The following is a 15,919-nucleotide window of genomic DNA, read 5'->3' as shown; positions in this document are numbered from 1 at the left end:
GGATTTCAGCGTTAACGGCTGAAGGACATCGGGTCAATCGCCCAACACCAACCTCATGAAATAAGTGTGGATACCGTCTTATGGAGCAAAACCCGCAGTCACAGCTGAAACTTCTTGTCACCCGTGGTAAGGAGCAAGGCTATCTGACCTATGCCTAGGTCAATGACCATCTGCCGGAAGATATCGTCGATTCAGATCAGATCGAAGACATCATCCAAATGATCAACGACATGGGCATTCAGGTGATGGAAGAAGCACCGGATGCCGATGATCTGATGCTGGCTGAAAACACCGCGGACGAAGATGCTGCCGAAGCCGCCGCGCAGGTGCTTTCCAGCGTGGAATCTGAAATCGGGCGCACGACTGACCCGGTACGCATGTACATGCGTGAAATGGGCACCGTTGAACTGTTGACCCGCGAAGGCGAAATTGACATCGCTAAGCGTATTGAAGACGGGATCAACCAGGTTCAATGCTCCGTTGCTGAATATCCGGAAGCGATCACCTATCTGCTGGAACAGTACGATCGTGTTGAAGCAGAAGAAGCGCGTCTGTCCGATCTGATCACCGGCTTTGTTGACCCGAACGCAGAAGAAGATCTGGCACCTACCGCCACTCACGTCGGTTCTGAGCTTTCCCAGGAAGATCTGGACGATGACGAAGATGAAGACGAAGAAGATGGCGATGACGACAGCGCCGATGATGACAACAGCATCGACCCGGAACTGGCTCGCGAAAAATTTGCGGAACTACGCGCTCAGTACGTTGTAACGCGTGACACCATCAAAGCGAAAGGTCGCAGTCACGCTACCGCTCAGGAAGAGATCCTGAAACTGTCTGAAGTATTCAAACAGTTCCGCCTGGTGCCGAAGCAGTTTGACTACCTGGTCAACAGCATGCGCGTCATGATGGACCGCGTTCGTACGCAAGAACGTCTGATCATGAAGCTCTGCGTTGAGCAGTGCAAAATGCCGAAGAAAAACTTCATTACCCTGTTTACCGGCAACGAAACCAGCGATACCTGGTTCAACGCGGCAATTGCGATGAACAAGCCGTGGTCGGAAAAACTGCACGATGTCTCTGAAGAAGTGCATCGCGCCCTGCAAAAACTGCAGCAGATTGAAGAAGAAACCGGCCTGACCATCGAGCAGGTTAAAGATATCAACCGTCGTATGTCCATCGGTGAAGCGAAAGCCCGCCGTGCGAAGAAAGAGATGGTTGAAGCGAACTTACGTCTGGTTATTTCTATCGCTAAGAAATACACCAACCGTGGCTTGCAGTTCCTTGACCTGATTCAGGAAGGCAACATCGGTCTGATGAAAGCGGTTGATAAATTCGAATACCGCCGTGGTTACAAGTTCTCCACCTACGCAACCTGGTGGATCCGTCAGGCGATCACCCGCTCTATCGCGGATCAGGCGCGCACCATCCGTATTCCGGTGCATATGATTGAGACCATCAACAAGCTCAACCGTATTTCTCGCCAGATGCTGCAAGAGATGGGCCGTGAACCGACGCCGGAAGAACTGGCTGAACGTATGCTGATGCCGGAAGACAAGATCCGCAAAGTGCTGAAGATCGCCAAAGAGCCAATCTCCATGGAAACGCCGATCGGTGATGATGAAGATTCGCATCTGGGGGATTTCATCGAGGATACCACCCTCGAGCTGCCGCTGGATTCTGCGACCACCGAAAGCCTGCGTGCGGCAACGCACGACGTGCTGGCTGGCCTGACCGCGCGTGAAGCAAAAGTTCTGCGTATGCGTTTCGGTATCGATATGAACACCGACTACACGCTGGAAGAAGTGGGTAAACAGTTCGACGTTACCCGCGAACGTATCCGTCAGATCGAAGCGAAGGCGCTGCGCAAACTGCGTCACCCGAGCCGTTCTGAAGTGCTGCGTAGCTTCCTGGACGATTAATCGGTAGGCCGGATCAGGCGTTACGCCGCACCCGGCACTAGGCCCTCTGCACAAACGCCACCTTTTCGGTGGCGTTTTTTATCGCCCACGCACTACCAGCGCCTGGTCCAGCTCGCGATACGCTTCAACCAGTTTCTCCAGTGAAACGCGACTTAAACCGCTGGGATTTGGCAGCACCCAAATCTGCGTCGAACCAATGGTGAGCGTTTGTTTCCCCCACTGTGCACCGCGCTGGCTGAATCCCTGTTCATATGCTTGTTTGCCCAGAATCGCCAACGCCTGCGGCTGATAATCTTCAATTTTTTCAATCAGCTTACGCCCGCCTGCGTGTAGCTCCTGCTTTGAAACTTCATTGGCTTGCACCGTTGGACGGTCTACCAGTTTGGTGACGCCACAACGATAATCCAGCAGATGCTGTGCCTCCTGCGGCTTCAACTGACGGTCGGTAAACCCGGCCTGATATATCACCTTCCAGAAGCGATTTGCCGGATGAGCAAAGGGAAAACCAGTCCCGGCGGATGAAAGCCCAGGGTTGATACCGCAAAACACGACCCGTAACCCTGGAGCCAAAATATCCTCAACCATATTTACTCCTTTCTAACATCACCAGGAAAAGTATAACGGATTGAAAATACATTGTTTATAAAAACAGCAGGCGCGCGGTAATGGCTGGATTGCGACACGGAGTTACTTTATAATCCGCTACCATGGCCCCTTAGCTCAGTGGTTAGAGCAGGCGACTCATAATCGCTTGGTCGCTGGTTCAAGTCCAGCAGGGGCCACCAGATATAGCAAAGGCTGACGAGAAATCGTCAGCCTTTTTCTTTTTATATATCAGTTACTTTGCGTGCCAGTAAGCCGCTGCACGTACCCGCTGTGGGTCATACTGTTCCGCTTCAAAGCGGCGGCTTAAATTCTTAACGACTTTACCTTCGCCGGTTATCCAGATGAAGTAATCATCGGCAGGGATTTGCATCTGCGCCAGACGCGCATCTACCGCCTGCTCATCATGTGCCAGCCATTCGATATTAAAACCATCAAGGTGCGCGAGATAATCCTGACAGGCGTTATCCCGCACGCTAACCAGCGCACTAACTTGCGGTTTAACGGCAAGTTTGCTCAACGTTTCCAGGCGGCGGCGCAATGCAGGCATTCCGGATTCATCGCAGACATACAGCTGATACGCGTAATCTTCCGGCACCACCAGCGAACCGCGCGGACCTGCCACCGTAAGTTTATCGCCCGGTTGCGCCTGCATCGCCCAGCCGCTGGCGACCCCACCGTCGTGAATAAAGAAATCAATCGCCAGTTCATGGCGTAGTTCGTCATACAGCGGCGTATAGTCACGCGACGGTGGGCGTGGTCCTTCCGGCCAGACGATGCCCTCTTCCGTTACCGTTGGCGGCACAAAGTGAGCGTCAGGTTGAGGAAAGAAGAGTTTGCTGTGATCGTCAAAGCCACGCGATGTAAAACCGTCCAGCGCCTCGCCGCCGAGGACAATGCGCTGAAAACCGGCGCTGATGCGCTCAACGCGTAACACAGTCAGTTCACGGAAGCGCAGATCATTGCGAACGCGCTGCGGGTAGCGGGGGGTGTTATTCATTGTTATCGCCTTCGTGATGGTAATCAGATATATCTAAATAAAACTCGCAAATGATAATGATTGTTAATCATGATAAATGCAAGCGATTTGTAGAACTGATATGTCTATAGTCTGATAAGACGAACCGCCTCTTCTCAGGCATCATTACTCAACGCCGGATGCGGCGTGAACGCCTTATCCGGCCTACGTGTGAGATGAGTCCACGTTTAAAAATCATTTTTACACTTGCAAGAACGCTCATATCAGATATAAATTAGATATATCTAATTAAGCAAAAGGAGGCTGATATGAGCCATCATCACGAAGGGTGTTGTAAACATGAAGGCCAGCCACGCCATGAGGGCTGCTGCAAAGGTGAGAAGTCAGAACACGAGCACTGCGGACACGGTCACCAGCATGAACACGGTCAATGCTGCGGTGGTCGCCACGGTCGCGGCGGCGGTCGTCGGCAACGTTTCTTTGGTCACGGTGAATTACGTCTGGTGATTCTGGATATTCTCTCGCGCGATGACAGCCACGGTTACGAATTGATTAAAGCGATTGAGAATCTAACCCAGGGGAATTACACCCCAAGCCCGGGCGTCATCTACCCAACGCTGGATTTTCTGCAGGAGCAGTCGCTGATTACCATCCGCGAAGAGGAAGGAGGTAAGAAGCAGATTGCGCTGACCGAACAAGGCGCGCAGTGGCTGGAAGAAAACCGCGAACAGGTGGAGATGATTGAAGAACGCATCAAAGCGCGTTGCGTTGGCGCGGCGCTGCGCCAGAACCCGCAAATGAAGCGGGCGCTGGATAATTTTAAAGCGGTGCTGGATTTACGCGTCAACCAGAGCGATATCAGTGATGCACAAATAAAAAAGATCATTGCGGTGATCGACCGCGCCGCTTTTGATATTACGCAACTGGATTAATCGCCGCATCCGCCAGTGGCGCGGTGCAATTGCCGGATGCGACGCTTGACGCGCCTTATCCGGCCTACACCCGCTACACACCCCGCAGGCCTGATAAGATGCGCCAGCATCGCATCAGGCATTGTGCTCCAACCGCCGGATCCGGCATACCGATTAATGCAGTACCGTCACCGCGTCTTCCAGTCGGCTGGCGCGGTGTTTCACCATCGCCGACACCTGCGCACTCTCTTCCACCAGCTCGGCATTTTTCTGGGTGATCAGGTTAAGCTCATCCACTGCACGGGTCAGGCTGGAAAGCCCATCGGCCTGTTCCAGCGTTGAATGGCTAATCTGGGCGATCAACTGGGTGACGTTTTTCACCTGTGCCACAATATCTTCCATCGTCCGTCCGGCGGCGTGTACCTGCTGCGAACCGGATTGCACCTTATCAGCACTGGCATCAATCAGCTTGCGAATATCGTTGGCAGCATTAGCGCTGCGGCTGGCTAAATGACGCACTTCCCCTGCCACCACTGCAAAACCTTTGCCCTGTTCGCCGGCACGCGCCGCTTCCACCGCCGCATTCAGGGCCAGAATATTGGTCTGAAACGCAATATCGTTAATCAGCGAAGTAATGGTGCCAATGCGCTGGGTACTGTCGGCGATATCGTCCATTGTCTTGATCACCGTGGTCATCGCCTCCCCACCCTGCACTGCCGCATTACTGGCAGTGATTGACAGTTTATCGGCAGCCGACGCCGTGGCAGAGTTCTGTTTCACCGACGCCGCCATTTGGTTCATGGTCGCCACCGTTTGCTGAACGTTATCAACTGTCTGCTGGGTATGTTCGTTCAGTTCATCGGTGCCTTTCGCCAGCGTCTCACTGCCATTTCTGACACTGGACACCTGGCTTGAGACATCGTTAATTAGCCAACGGCACATCAGGCCAAGTTGCCCTACCGCACGTAATGTCAGCCCCAGCTCATCGCTGCGATTCAGATGCTCAACACTATTACGTTCTCCGGTCGCCACCTTCAGTGCCTGATGGGCAACATTTTCTATCGGGCGCACAATCTGCCATTCAAAACAGGCGCTTGCCAACAATACCACTAACGCACAGAGGATATACGTCACCACCGGGGCAGCAACAAACCAAAGCATGGCCGCCAGCAAGATAAACATCAGGGTCATCACTCCACGCGCCCGCCAGCGAAGCGGTAATGAAGGCAGTTTACCCAGCCAGCCTTTACGCACCACCAGGCCTTTATGAATACGCTTACTGGTACGTCCGGCGTTCAACGCTTTGTACAGCGGCTCCACCGCCGCGATCTCTTCATCCGTCGCCCGGGTACGAATCGACATATAGCCACTGATTTTTCCCTCGCGCACCATCGGTACCGCATTGGCCCGCACCCAATAATGGTCACCATTTTTGCGGCGATTTTTCACGATGCCGCTCCAGGGCTCCCCTTTTTTCAGGGTGAACCACATATCCGCAAACGCCGCTTTTGGCATATCCGGGTGACGCACCATGTTGTGCGGCTGCCCTTGTAACTCTTGCAAGGTATAGCCGCTCACCTGCACAAAAGTGTCATTAGCATGAGTGATATAGCTTTGCAGATCGGTAGTGGACATCAGAGTGGTATCGTCCGCCAGCGGGGTATTTTGCTGGGTGACATACGGATGAGAAGACATGTTCGCGTCCTGTGCAGGTTATATGGTTGTTAACTTCTTGTCAGAGTTTATGTCGGCCCCGCTGCGGTTATCTTTAACCGATTAATTTGATTTAGATCGCAATTTGCGATTTAAACACAAATCTAATTCCTTGATTTAAAATACTTTCACTCTGTTACTATACGAAAACGTTAATTATCTTGCCCAAAAATCAGGCAATTATTGCCCTGAAAACGTGCATTTGCGCAGCAATCATCAAATCCATACCCGACAAAAACCGTGCAAAATAACAACAAATGTTAACAGATAGCATTAAATATTGCACAAATGATAACCGAATTTGTGTTTATCCCGATTTTCGCGATCGCAGCCGGAGTGGCGCAATCCCTGCAATACTTAAATCGGTATCATGTGATACGCGAGCCTCCGGAGCATATTTTGAACAGGTTACCTTCGAGCGCATCGGCTTTAGCGTGCAGCGCCCACGCCCTGAATCTCATTGAGAAGCGAACGCTGGATCATGAGGAGATGAAAGCACTTAACCGAGAGGTGATTGAATACTTCAAAGAGCATGTCAATCCGGGGTTTTTAGAGTATCGCAAATCTGTTACCGCCGGCGGGGATTACGGAGCCGTAGAGTGGCAAGCGGGAAGTTTAAATACGCTTGTCGACACCCAGGGCCAGGAGTTTATCGACTGCCTGGGAGGTTTTGGAATTTTCAACGTGGGGCACCGTAATCCAGTTGTGGTTTCCGCCGTACAGAATCAACTTGCGAAACAACCGCTGCACAGCCAGGAGCTGCTCGATCCGTTACGGGCGATGTTGGCGAAAACCCTTGCTGCGCTAACGCCCGGTAAACTGAAATACAGCTTCTTCTGTAATAGCGGCACCGAGTCCGTTGAAGCAGCGCTGAAGCTGGCGAAAGCTTACCAGTCACCGCGCGGCAAGTTTACTTTTATTGCCACCAGCGGCGCGTTCCACGGTAAATCACTTGGCGCGCTGTCGGCCACGGCGAAATCGACCTTCCGCAAACCGTTTATGCCGTTACTGCCGGGCTTCCGTCATGTGCCGTTTGGCAATATCGAAGCCATGCGCACGGCTCTTAACGAGTGCAAAAAAACCGGTGATGATGTGGCTGCGGTGATCCTCGAACCGATTCAGGGTGAAGGTGGCGTAATTCTGCCGCCGCCGGGCTATCTCACCGCCGTACGTAAGCTATGCGATGAGTTCGGCGCACTGATGATCCTCGATGAAGTACAAACGGGCATGGGGCGCACGGGCAAGATGTTCGCCTGCGAGCATGAGAACGTACAGCCGGATATCCTCTGCCTTGCCAAAGCGCTCGGCGGCGGCGTGATGCCGATTGGCGCGACCATCGCCACTGAAGAGGTGTTTTCAGTTCTGTTCGACAACCCATTCCTGCATACCACCACCTTTGGCGGCAACCCGCTGGCCTGTGCGGCGGCGCTGGCGACCATCAATGTGTTGCTGGAGCAGAACTTACCGGCTCAGGCTGAGCAAAAAGGCGATATGTTGCTGGACGGTTTCCGTCAACTGGCGCGGGAATATCCCGATCTGGTACAGGAAGCGCGTGGTAAAGGGATGTTGATGGCGATTGAGTTTGTTGATAACGAAATCGGCTATAACTTTGCCAGCGAGATGTTCCGCCAGCGCGTACTGGTGGCCGGAACGCTCAATAACGCCAAAACGATCCGCATTGAACCGCCACTGACACTGACCATTGAACAGTGTGAACTGGTGATCAAAGCGGCGCGTAAGGCGCTGGCGGCCATGCGAGTAAGTGTCGAAGAAGCGTAATATCAAATCGGATGGCGATACGACGTCGCCATCCGATCTTTTTATACGACGCGTACGCCCGCAGGCATCATCCGCTCCGGCGTTAACAGCACGCTTTCACTGCCGTCATCGGTTTCCGCACACAACAGCATGCATTCCGACGTTTCACCACGCATTTTCGCTTTTTGCAGATTGCATAAGACCACCACCGTTTTCCCCATCAGCTCTTCTTCGCTGTAGTACGGCACCAGGCTGGTCACGGTTTGCAGCGTTTTTTGCCCCACATCAACCTGTACGATGTACAGCTTGTCGGCGTTTTCATGGCGTTTCACTTCCACAATCTTTCCGACGCGCATTTCCAGACGTGCAAAATCAGCGTAAGCCACGGTTTCCATTGCTTCCTCCCTTAGGGTAAAATTTTACTAAACTATAGCAAAAGTTTTTCTCAATCCTGTAGGCTAAAAATGGAGAATGCAGGCGTGATCACATTCGTGAGCCGCTGTGTTACCGTTACAGCGTCAAAGAAACGCGCTTTATTTACTGAAAACAGGTGACCCGATAAGCACTTCCTCTACAATGGGGGCGCACATCAGGGAAAGTAAAAAAGGTAAACATGGCAACACTAAAAGACATCGCAATCGAAGCTGGCGTATCCCTGGCGACAGTATCCAGGGTCTTAAATGACGATCCGACATTGAATGTGAAAGAAGAGACGAAACATCGCATTCTCGAGATCGCCGAAAAGCTGGAGTACAAGACCAGTAGTGCCCGTAAACTCCAGACAGGTGCAGTCAACCAACACCATATTCTGGCTATCTACAGCTACCAGCAGGAGCTGGAGATCAACGATCCTTACTATCTGGCGATCCGCCACGGCATTGAAACCCAGTGCGAAAAGCTGGGCATCGAGCTCACCAACTGTTATGAACACAGCGGCTTACCAGACATTAAAAACGTCACCGGTATTTTAATTGTCGGCAAACCCACGCCCGCCCTGCGCGCCGCTGCCAGCGCGTTGACCGACAATATCTGTTTTATCGACTTTCACGAACCCGGCAGCGGTTACGATGCGGTGGATATCGATCTGGCACGCATCAGTAAAGAAATCATCGACTTCTATATCAACCAGGGCGTTAATCGTATTGGTTTTATTGGCGGTGAAGATGAGCCTGGCAAGGCGGATATTCGTGAGGTCGCCTTTGCGGAATATGGCCGACTGAAACAAGTGGTACGCGAAGAGGATATCTGGCGCGGCGGTTTTTCCAGTTCGTCGGGTTATGAACTGGCAAAACAAATGCTGGCGCGGGAAGACTATCCGAAGGCACTGTTTGTTGCTTCCGATTCCATTGCTATCGGCGTACTGCGGGCAATTCATGAACGAGGCCTGAACATCCCACAGGATATTTCGCTTATCAGCGTTAACGATATCCCCACCGCGCGATTTACCTTTCCGCCGCTCTCCACCGTGCGCATCCATTCCGAGATGATGGGAAGTCAGGGCGTTAACCTGGTGTATGAAAAAGCCCGCGATGGTCGCGCGCTGCCGCTGTTAGTCTTCGTTCCCAGCAAATTAAAACTGCGCGGCACGACCCGTTAAATCCCCTTACACACTGTCCGGCAATCGTTTTTGCCGGACAGTGCTGCCGTTTATTTTCGTGATCCAGTTAAAGTAAATGCATTTACCTGCTACTTTTTAGTAAAAATTTTACTAAACTCCCCAGCAATTACACAAACTACCATCACCATGAATGGTTCCGATTTCTCTCTACCGGGAGGCCCTATGAATCGCTGGGAAAACATTCAGCTCACCCACGAAAACCGACTTGCGCCGCGTGCGTACTTTTTTTCATATGATTCTGTTGCGCAAGCGCGTACCTTTGCCCGCGAAACCAGCAGCCTGTTTCTGCCCTTAAGCGGTCAGTGGAATTTCCACTTTTTTGACCATCCGCTGCAAGTACCAGAAGCCTTCACCTCTGAGTTAATGGCTGACTGGGGGCATATTACCGTCCCCGCCATGTGGCAAATGGAAGGTCACGGCAAACTGCAATATACCGACGAAGGTTTTCCGTTCCCCATCGATGTGCCGTTTGTCCCCAGCGATAACCCAACCGGTGCCTATCAACGTATTTTCACCCTCAGCGACGGCTGGCAGGGTAAACAGACGCTGATTAAATTTGACGGCGTCGAAACCTATTTTGAAGTCTATGTTAACGGTCAGTATGTGGGTTTCAGCAAGGGCAGTCGCCTGACCGCAGAGTTTGACATCAGCGCGATGGTTAAAACCGGCGACAACCTGTTGTGTGTGCGCGTGATGCAGTGGGCGGACTCTACCTACGTGGAAGACCAGGATATGTGGTGGTCAGCGGGGATCTTCCGCGATGTTTATCTGGTCGGAAAACACCTAACGCATATTAACGATTTCACTGTGCGTACCGACTTTGACGAAGCCTATTGCGATGCCACGCTTTCCTGCGAAGTGGTGCTGGAAAATCTCGCCGCCTCCCCTGTCGTCACGACGCTGGAATATACCCTGTTTGATGGCGAACGCGTGGTGCACAGCAGCGCCATTGATCATTTGGCAATTGAAAAACTGACCAGCGCCAGCTTTGCTTTTACTGTCGAACAGCCGCAGCAATGGTCAGCAGAATCCCCTTATCTTTACCATCTGGTCATGACGCTGAAAGACGCCAACGGCAACGTTCTGGAAGTGGTGCCACAACGCGTTGGCTTCCGTGATATCAAAGTGCGCGACGGTCTGTTCTGGATCAATAACCGTTATGTGATGCTGCACGGCGTCAACCGTCACGACAACGATCATCGCAAAGGCCGCGCCGTTGGAATGGATCGCGTCGAGAAAGATCTCCAGTTGATGAAGCAGCACAATATCAACTCCGTGCGTACCGCTCACTACCCGAACGATCCGCGTTTTTACGAACTGTGTGATATCTACGGCCTGTTTGTGATGGCGGAAACCGACGTCGAATCGCACGGCTTTGCTAATGTCGGCGATATTAGCCGTATTACCGACGATCCGCAGTGGGAAAAAGTCTACGTCGAGCGCATTGTTCGCCATATCCACGCGCAGAAAAACCATCCGTCGATCATCATCTGGTCGCTGGGCAATGAATCCGGCTATGGCTGTAACATCCGCGCGATGTACCATGCGGCGAAAGCGCTGGATGACACGCGACTGGTGCATTACGAAGAAGATCGCGATGCTGAAGTGGTCGATATTATTTCCACCATGTACACCCGCGTGCCGCTGATGAATGAGTTTGGTGAATACCCGCATCCGAAGCCGCGCATCATCTGTGAATATGCTCATGCGATGGGGAACGGACCGGGCGGGCTGACGGAGTACCAGAACGTCTTCTATAAGCACGATTGCATTCAGGGTCATTATGTCTGGGAGTGGTGCGACCACGGGATCCAGGCACAGGACGACCACGGCAATGTCTGGTATAAATTCGGCGGCGACTACGGCGACTATCCCAACAACTATAACTTCTGTCTTGATGGTTTGATCTATTCCGATCAGACGCCGGGACCGGGCCTGAAAGAGTACAAACAGGTTATCGCGCCGGTAAAAATCCACGCGCGGGATCTGACTCGCGGCGAGTTGAAAGTCGAAAATAAACTGTGGTTTACCACGCTTGATGACTACACCCTGCACGCAGAGGTGCGCGCCGAAGGTGAAACGCTCGCGACGCAGCAGATTAAACTGCGCGACGTTGCGCCGAACAGCGAAGCCCCCTTGCAGATCACGCTGCCGCAGCTGGACGCCCGCGAAGCGTTCCTCAACATTACGGTGACCAAAGATTCCCGCACCCGCTACAGCGAAGCCGGACACCCTATCGCCACTTATCAGTTCCCGCTGAAGGAAAACACCGCGCAGCCAGTGCCTTTCGCACCAAATAATGCGCGTCCGCTGACGCTGGAAGACGATCGTTTGAGCTGCACCGTTCGCGGCTACAACTTCGCGATCACCTTCTCAAAAATGAGTGGCAAACCGACATCCTGGCAGGTGAATGGCGAATCGCTGCTGACTCGCGAGCCAAAGATCAACTTCTTCAAGCCGATGATCGACAACCACAAGCAGGAGTACGAAGGGCTGTGGCAACCGAATCATTTGCAGATCATGCAGGAACATCTGCGCGACTTTGCCGTAGAACAGAGCGATGGTGAAGTGCTGATCATCAGCCGCACAGTTATTGCCCCGCCGGTGTTTGACTTCGGGATGCGCTGCACCTACATCTGGCGCATCGCTGCCGATGGCCAGGTTAACGTGGCGCTTTCCGGCGAGCGTTACGGCGACTATCCGCACATCATTCCGTGCATCGGTTTCACCATGGGAATTAACGGCGAATACGATCAGGTGGCGTATTACGGTCGTGGACCGGGCGAAAACTACGCCGACAGCCAGCAGGCTAACATCATCGATATCTGGCGCAGCACCGTCGATGCCATGTTCGAGAACTATCCCTTCCCGCAGAACAACGGTAACCGTCAGCATGTCCGCTGGACGGCACTGACTAACCGCCACGGTAACGGTCTGCTGGTGGTTCCGCAGCGCCCAATTAACTTCAGCGCCTGGCACTATACCCAGGAAAACATCCACGCTGCCCAGCACTGTAACGAGCTGCAGCGCAGTGATGACATCACCCTGAACCTCGATCACCAGCTGCTTGGCCTCGGCTCCAACTCCTGGGGCAGCGAGGTGCTGGACTCCTGGCGCGTCTGGTTCCGTGACTTCAGCTACGGCTTTACGTTGCTGCCGGTTTCTGGCGGAGAAGCTACCGCGCAAAGCCTGGCGTCGTATGAGTTCGGCGCAGGGTTCTTTTCCACGAATTTGCACAGCGAGAATAAGCAATGAGGATCATCGATAACTTAGAACAGTTCCGCCAGATTTACGCCTCTGGCAAGAAGTGGCAACGCTGCGTTGAAGCGATTGAAAATATCGACAACATTCAGCCTGGCGTCGCCCACTCCATCGGTGACTCATTGACTTACCGCGTGGAGACAGACTCCGCGACCGATGCGCTATTTACCGGGCATCGACGCTATTTTGAAGTGCATTACTACCTGCAAGGGCAGCAAAAAATTGAATATGCGCCGAAAGAGACATTACAGGTAGTGGAATATTATCGTGATGAAACTGACCGTGAATATTTAAAAGGCTGCGGAGAAACCGTTGAGGTCCACGAAGGGCAAATCGTTATTTGCGATATCCATGAAGCGTATCGGTTTATCTGCAATAACGCGGTCAAAAAAGTGGTTCTCAAAGTCACCATCGAAGATGGTTATTTCCATAACAAATAACAACTACGGCGGCAAAAGGAGTTTGCCGCCACCGCTACCCTACTCATTTTCGGAGATGTGTTATGTCTGATACCAAACGTAATACAATCGGCAAATTCGGCTTGCTCTCGCTGACTTTTGCCGCCGTTTACAGCTTTAACAACGTTATCAATAATAATATTGAGCTTGGACTGGCCTCGGCACCGATGTTTTTCCTCGCGACGATTTTTTATTTTATTCCCTTCTGTCTGATCATCGCAGAATTTGTTTCGTTAAATAAAAACTCAGAAGCCGGTGTCTACGCGTGGGTAAAAAGTTCGCTGGGCGGACGTTGGGCATTTATTACTGCCTATACCTACTGGTTCGTAAACCTGTTCTTTTTCACCTCACTGTTGCCGCGCGTTATTGCTTATGCTTCGTATGCCTTCCTCGGATACGAATATATTATGACGCCGGTTGCCACCACCATTATCAGTATGGTGCTGTTCGCCTTCTCCACCTGGGTTTCCACCAACGGGGCGAAAATGTTGGGGCCAATTACCTCCGTCACTTCAACGCTGATGCTGCTGTTAACGCTCTCCTACATTTTACTGGCAGGTACGGCGCTGGTTGGCGGCGTACAGCCTGCTGACGCCATCACCGTTGACGCGATGATCCCGAACTTCAACTGGGCGTTCCTCGGCGTTACCACCTGGATCTTTATGGCCGCAGGTGGCGCGGAGTCCGTCGCTGTGTACGTTAACGACGTCAAAGGCGGTTCGAAATCGTTCGTTAAAGTGATCATCCTCGCCGGGATTTTTATCGGCGTACTGTATTCCGTCTCCTCGGTGCTGATTAACGTCTTCGTCAGCAGCAAAGAGTTGAAATTTACCGGCGGATCGGTGCAGGTATTCCACGGCATGGCGGCGTATTTTGGTCTACCGGAAGCGTTGATGAATCGCTTTGTCGGTCTGGTGTCCTTTACCGCGATGTTCGGTTCCCTGCTGATGTGGACCGCAACGCCGGTGAAAATTTTCTTCTCCGAAATCCCGGAAGGCATCTTTGGTAAGAAAACCGTCGAACTGAACGAAAACGGCGTTCCGGCGCGCGCAGCGTGGATCCAGTTCCTGATCGTCATCCCGCTGATGATTATCCCGATGCTCGGTTCCAATACCGTGCAGGATCTGATGAATACTATTATTAATATGACCGCCGCAGCGTCCATGCTTCCGCCGTTATTCATCATGCTGGCTTACCTGAATTTACGCGCCAAATTAGATCACCTGCCACGCGATTTCCGTATGGGCTCCCGCCGCACCGGTATTATCGTTGTTTCAATGCTGATTGCGATATTTGCCGTAGGGTTTGTCGCTTCGACATTCCCGACTGGCGCGAATATTCTGACCATCATTTTTTATAACGTCGGCGGTATTGTTATCTTCCTTGGCTTTGCGTGGTGGAAATACAGTAAATATATAAAGGGATTAACGGCTGAAGAGCGCCATATTGAAGCGACGCCAGCCAGCAATGTTGATTAAGCAGAATAATAAAAAATGAGCAGGCATTTTCCCTCTTCCTGGATGAGGAGAGGGAAAATAGTTTCTGCCTTTATATTTTTATAATTACAACGATAAAAGGCTGTACTTTTTCTTTAGCTCATGGATTAACACAATGAAATTAATCACTGCACCATGCAGAGCATTACTTGCTCTGCCGTTTTGCTACGCCTTTTCTGCGGCAGGAGAAGAAGCACGTCCGGCAGAACATGACGACACAAAAACACCCGCAATTACCTCGACATCTTCTCCTTCATTTCGTTTTTACGGCGAATTAGGGGTTGGTGGATATATGGATTTAGAGGGTGAGAATAAACATAAATACAGCGACGGTACCTATATTGAAGGTGGCCTGGAGATGAAGTACGGCTCCTGGTTCGGCCTGATTTACGGCGAAGGCTGGACCGTGCAGGCCGACCACGACGGCAATGCCTGGGTGCCAGACCATAGCTGGGGTGGTTTCGAGGGCGGAATTAACCGTTTCTATGGCGGTTATCGTACCAATGATGGCACCGAAATCATGCTCAGTCTGCGTCAGGATTCCTCGCTGGATGACCTGCAATGGTGGGGCGATTTCACCCCCGATCTGGGCTACGTCATTCCCAATACCCGCGACATTATGACTGCGCTGAAGGTACAGAACTTAAGCGGCAACTTTCGTTATAGCGTCACCGCGACTCCTGCCGGACATCATGATGAAAGCAAAGCCTGGCTACATTTTGGCAAATACGATCGCTATGACGACAAATACACCTATCCGGCAATGATGAACGGTTACATCCAGTATGACCTTGCCGAAGGCATCACCTGGATGAACGGTCTGGAAATCACCGACGGCACAGGACAGCTCTATCTCACGGGCCTGCTAACTCCTAACTTTGCCGCTCGCGCCTGGCACCATACCGGACGCGCCGACGGGCTGGACGTACCGGGAAGTGAAAGTGGGATGATGGTGAGCGCCATGTATGAAGCGTTAAAGGGCGTTTATCTCTCCACCGCTTACACCTACGCCAAACATCGCCCTGACCACGCTGACGATGAAACCACCTCTTTCATGCAGTTTGGTATCTGGTACGAATACGGCGGCGGACGTTTCGCCACGGCTTTTGATAGCCGCTTCTACATGAAAAATGCCTCTCACGATCCCAGCGACCAAATCTTCCTGATGCAATATTTCTACTGGTAATAAGGACTGTAATT

General features: G+C 52.1%; 11 protein-coding genes, 1 tRNA gene and 1 pseudogene. 9 read left to right on the top strand and 4 right to left on the bottom strand.

Annotation, left to right across the window (positions count from 1 at the left end):
* Positions 1–80 precede the first annotated feature (80 nt).
* Positions 81–1,922: pseudogene (gene rpoD, locus KXD89_RS03255) on the top strand (RNA polymerase sigma factor RpoD).
* A 78-nt stretch (positions 1,923–2,000) separates the two neighbouring features.
* Here rpoD and mug read toward each other — a convergent pair.
* The gene (gene mug / locus KXD89_RS03250) at positions 2,001–2,507 is read right to left on the bottom strand and encodes a G/U mismatch-specific DNA glycosylase (RefSeq protein WP_000228937.1); all 507 of its coding nucleotides are present in this window, start codon (positions 2,505–2,507) and stop codon (positions 2,001–2,003) included.
* Between the two features lie 124 nt (positions 2,508–2,631).
* Here mug and KXD89_RS03245 point away from each other — a divergent pair.
* A tRNA-Ile gene (locus KXD89_RS03245) sits at positions 2,632–2,707 on the top strand.
* Positions 2,708–2,760: 53 nt separating this feature from the next.
* Here the strand turns inward: KXD89_RS03245 and nfeF are convergent.
* Positions 2,761–3,525 (bottom strand): NADPH-dependent ferric chelate reductase NfeF, encoded by a 765-nt coding sequence (gene nfeF, locus KXD89_RS03240; RefSeq protein ID WP_001066494.1) that lies wholly within the window; start codon positions 3,523–3,525, stop codon positions 2,761–2,763.
* A gap of 287 nt (positions 3,526–3,812) precedes the next feature.
* On the opposite strand from nfeF, the gene nfeR reads away from it, so the two are divergent.
* Positions 3,813–4,436 (top strand): DNA-binding transcriptional regulator NfeR, encoded by a 624-nt coding sequence (gene nfeR, locus KXD89_RS03235; RefSeq protein WP_000018003.1) that lies wholly within the window; start codon positions 3,813–3,815, stop codon positions 4,434–4,436.
* A gap of 153 nt (positions 4,437–4,589) precedes the next feature.
* Here the strand turns inward: nfeR and aer are convergent, their stop codons facing one another.
* Positions 4,590–6,110: an aerotaxis sensor receptor Aer gene (gene aer, locus KXD89_RS03230; RefSeq protein WP_000094721.1), complete on the bottom strand. Its 1,521-nt coding sequence runs from the start codon at positions 6,108–6,110 to the stop codon at positions 4,590–4,592.
* A 417-nt stretch (positions 6,111–6,527) separates the two neighbouring features.
* Between aer and ygjG the strand changes: the two genes are divergently transcribed.
* Positions 6,528–7,907: a putrescine aminotransferase gene (ygjG, locus tag KXD89_RS03225; protein WP_001301395.1), complete on the top strand. Its 1,380-nt coding sequence runs from the start codon at positions 6,528–6,530 to the stop codon at positions 7,905–7,907.
* Between the two features lie 41 nt (positions 7,908–7,948).
* Here the strand turns inward: ygjG and KXD89_RS03220 are convergent, their stop codons facing one another.
* Positions 7,949–8,281, bottom strand: coding sequence for a tRNA-binding protein (locus KXD89_RS03220; protein ID WP_000450594.1), 333 nt, complete (start codon positions 8,279–8,281; stop codon positions 7,949–7,951).
* A 218-nt stretch (positions 8,282–8,499) separates the two neighbouring features.
* Here KXD89_RS03220 and ebgR point away from each other — a divergent pair, with 218 nt between their 5' ends.
* The 5 genes from ebgR (at position 8,500) to ygjJ (ending at position 15,905) form a co-directional block, all read left to right on the top strand.
* Complete coding sequence (gene ebgR, locus KXD89_RS03215; RefSeq protein ID WP_000212475.1) at positions 8,500–9,483, top strand: transcriptional regulator EbgR; 984 nt, start codon at positions 8,500–8,502, stop codon at positions 9,481–9,483.
* Between the two features lie 183 nt (positions 9,484–9,666).
* Positions 9,667–12,759, top strand: a complete 3,093-nt coding sequence (gene ebgA, locus KXD89_RS03210) for a beta-galactosidase subunit alpha (protein ID WP_001082856.1) — start codon at positions 9,667–9,669, stop codon at positions 12,757–12,759.
* Positions 12,756–13,205, top strand: coding sequence for a beta-galactosidase subunit beta (locus KXD89_RS03205; RefSeq protein ID WP_001219954.1), 450 nt, complete (start codon positions 12,756–12,758; stop codon positions 13,203–13,205). The genes ebgA and KXD89_RS03205 overlap by 4 nt, the downstream gene beginning before the upstream one ends.
* A 62-nt stretch (positions 13,206–13,267) precedes the next feature.
* Positions 13,268–14,701 (top strand): amino acid permease, encoded by a 1,434-nt coding sequence (locus KXD89_RS03200; RefSeq protein ID WP_001285432.1) that lies wholly within the window; start codon positions 13,268–13,270, stop codon positions 14,699–14,701.
* A 133-nt stretch (positions 14,702–14,834) separates the two neighbouring features.
* Positions 14,835–15,905 (top strand): protein YgjJ, encoded by a 1,071-nt coding sequence (gene ygjJ / locus KXD89_RS03195; RefSeq protein ID WP_000767652.1) that lies wholly within the window; start codon positions 14,835–14,837, stop codon positions 15,903–15,905.
* Positions 15,906–15,919 lie beyond the last annotated feature (14 nt).

Source organism: Escherichia sp. TC-EC600-tetX4, assembly GCF_019356055.1.
Lineage (GTDB): Bacteria > Pseudomonadota > Gammaproteobacteria > Enterobacterales > Enterobacteriaceae.
The sequence above is the reverse complement of the archived record's forward strand: the minus strand, read 5'-3'. Positions and strand labels throughout refer to the sequence as shown.

Coding starts and splice junctions, on each gene's coding strand:
- mug (WP_000228937.1), bottom strand. CDS start 2,507: ATGGTTGAGGATATTTTGGCTCCAGGGTTACGGGTCGTGTTTTGCGGT.
- nfeF (WP_001066494.1), bottom strand. CDS start 3,525: ATGAATAACACCCCCCGCTACCCGCAGCGCGTTCGCAATGATCTGCGC.
- nfeR (WP_000018003.1), top strand. CDS start 3,813: ATGAGCCATCATCACGAAGGGTGTTGTAAACATGAAGGCCAGCCACGC.
- aer (WP_000094721.1), bottom strand. CDS start 6,110: ATGTCTTCTCATCCGTATGTCACCCAGCAAAATACCCCGCTGGCGGAC.
- KXD89_RS03220 (WP_000450594.1), bottom strand. CDS start 8,281: ATGGAAACCGTGGCTTACGCTGATTTTGCACGTCTGGAAATGCGCGTC.
- ebgR (WP_000212475.1), top strand. CDS start 8,500: ATGGCAACACTAAAAGACATCGCAATCGAAGCTGGCGTATCCCTGGCG.
- ebgA (WP_001082856.1), top strand. CDS start 9,667: ATGAATCGCTGGGAAAACATTCAGCTCACCCACGAAAACCGACTTGCG.
- KXD89_RS03205 (WP_001219954.1), top strand. CDS start 12,756: ATGAGGATCATCGATAACTTAGAACAGTTCCGCCAGATTTACGCCTCT.
- KXD89_RS03200 (WP_001285432.1), top strand. CDS start 13,268: ATGTCTGATACCAAACGTAATACAATCGGCAAATTCGGCTTGCTCTCG.
- ygjJ (WP_000767652.1), top strand. CDS start 14,835: ATGAAATTAATCACTGCACCATGCAGAGCATTACTTGCTCTGCCGTTT.